Source organism: Chamaesiphon sp. VAR_48_metabat_135_sub (assembly GCF_031418915.1).
Classification (GTDB): domain Bacteria; phylum Cyanobacteriota; class Cyanobacteriia; order Cyanobacteriales; family Chamaesiphonaceae; genus Chamaesiphon.
Genome location: NZ_JANOJV010000141.1, coordinates 1 through 2,104, shown reverse-complemented (window position 1 = coordinate 2,104; position 2,104 = coordinate 1). Strand labels below are relative to the sequence as shown.

The 2,104-nt window shown below is 43.7% G+C and carries 2 protein-coding genes; both read right to left on the bottom strand.

All coding sequences use genetic code 11. The features are described 5' to 3' along the window. Window positions 1–507 precede the first annotated feature (507 nt). Window positions 508–1,695, bottom strand: a complete 1,188-nt coding sequence (locus tag RMO55_RS09785) for a relaxase/mobilization nuclease domain-containing protein (protein ID WP_310426136.1) — start codon at window positions 1,693–1,695, stop codon at window positions 508–510. Between the two features lie 3 nt (window positions 1,696–1,698). Further along, on the bottom strand, window positions 1,699–2,073 hold the full coding sequence (locus RMO55_RS09780) for a plasmid mobilization protein (protein ID WP_310426135.1): 375 nt from the start codon (window positions 2,071–2,073) through the stop codon (window positions 1,699–1,701). Between the last annotated feature and the right edge of the window lie 31 nt (window positions 2,074–2,104).

The window sequence follows — 2,104 nt, the reverse complement described above, 5'->3', positions numbered from 1 at the left end:
CAGTCATTGATGGTTGAGTATCAATGTTTGAGGTTTTCATTTATAATGTAAAAACTATTTTATTTTTGTTTAGGTAAGTGTTTTCACTTGCCTTTTTTTCTAGTTACATTTTAACAGTTATAGTTGTCCGATCGCAGATATGTTTAATTAAAATAACCTTCATCTAAGGCAATTGTTATTAGTAATAGATACCCGATCGTTCACAACAACCCAACTCATTACTGTATCGCTACCCCTAGAATTCTGGCAATAATCTTGTTGGCGTAGCCTCCCCCTTGGAGAATCGTACAAACTCTCAATTGCTAACTGAAGCAAAAATAGGCTACGCACTGTGTAGCCTATTTCGATCGGACTTTAAGCGAATAAAGATTGAGCTAGTGAGATGGGCATTGTTCACGAGTCAAATCTTTACGAGTTGATAAGTTCAACCACTTTTTAGGTATTAATATTCACCCTCTCAACCTTTACTTCTCCGTCTCCAGTTCTTACTAACAAAGACCGAGTATTTTATAAAGATATACCCCGACTGAGATTCCGGCTTTCTACAGGCTTGGATCTTTGAAAAACTGGATAGATATCAGGTTTCTCTAAGACTTGCTCCGCCACGTTTTCAAACTTTTCTGGCTCCACCCCATTAAAGCGTTCGAGTTGTTCTACATCCCGCTGCTCGATATTGGGAAAACCTACAGGTTCCCAGCCATCATCTGTTTTACTCGCCTTGAACATTAGTCGGTGAGGGCGCATTCTAATCACAGTTAGCGTGTCCTCATCTAATTTAATATCTGCACGAGAGTTCTTAAACTTTTTGTCCTGTCCTAATTTCATCAATGCCATCTTCACAGCCCGATCGAACATTGCCCGTTCGCAAAGCGTCCCCTCTGGGGAATCGCTCTCACTCAACCGCACGGGTTTTTCCTGGCTCTTGATATTAGTCGCCTGCATCAGCGGAAGATCGTCAGCCGTAACGGATACCCGATCATTCACCACAGCCCAACTCGCCCCAATGTCGCTGCCCTTATAGCTTTTTCCATCTTTGAGGTAGGTAATTCCCATGACATTATCGCTCATGCTGAGGTTGAATCTGACATCGATATCGGACTGAGCTAACCTGCCGAGCCAAGTCTCCAGATTGGGACGGTCTTTGAAGGAAGCAGCAACGTTTTGAGCAAGATCGGAATCCAGGTGAATCCCTTGAGCTTTCTCACGTTTGATTTCCCAAGACGATTTAATTTCCCGCAGCCCAAAGTCACGCTCTACCTCTCGAAGAATTGCTTGCATTCGGTAAGCATCAAAGCTATCTCGGACATATTCGCCCTTACTGGTCACAGCATTGGTAAGGATGTGCATGTGATCGTGGTGGTGGGCATAATCGTGTCCTGGATCGTCGCGATGATGATCCACAGTGATAAACTGACATTCCGCGTATCCCAAGCCGTCTAGAATCCGCAGCGAGATCGCTTCCTTGATAACGTCATCAACTGTGCCATCTTCAGGTGCGAATGAAATCGAGAAGTGGCGAACAGGTTTAGTCACCGAACGTCGGAGGTTAGCCACCATCCGAAACTCTCGTGCTAAGTCGGCAGCCGTGGATGTAAAGACACAGCCGCCGATGATGCGGGGGCGTTTATCAGGATCTAGTAAGTAATCCATAATTCCACGAAAGCCGCTACCTTTACTAATTTTAGCGATTGCCATGTTTTACCCCGCTACTCCTAAAACTGCCTGTGTTGCACGATTATTAGCTTCAACCGCTGCTTGAAGTACTGTTTTGTCGATCGCGATTGACTGCCCTGTAAATTTAGCAAGGTGAACTGCTTTGGTCATTTGGTTAAGGTTGTTCCCTTGCGCTCTGAGTTCGCGATAATTCAACATCAAATTGGCATAGTCTGGACTTGGAATGGCTTGAATAGATTTATAAACTCGTTTTAAGCCTCTAGTTCTTAAATATTCAGAGCGGTTCATCCTCATTTTTTTTGCAGAAGCATCAATAATTTTCAGCTCGCGCTCACTCATCCGCACTTCAATTCGCTCGGTTTTCCCTTTAGAGAGATCGATTTCTTCTGACTTCTTCATAATTACTGTTTGAATTATCTTAGTTACTTAG

Excerpts from the sequence above, each read along its gene's own strand:
- RMO55_RS09785 (WP_310426136.1), bottom strand. The coding sequence starts at position 1,695 with ATGGCAATCGCTAAAATTAGTAAAGGTAGCGGCTTTCGTGGAATTATG.
- RMO55_RS09780 (WP_310426135.1), bottom strand. The coding sequence starts at position 2,073 with ATGAAGAAGTCAGAAGAAATCGATCTCTCTAAAGGGAAAACCGAGCGA.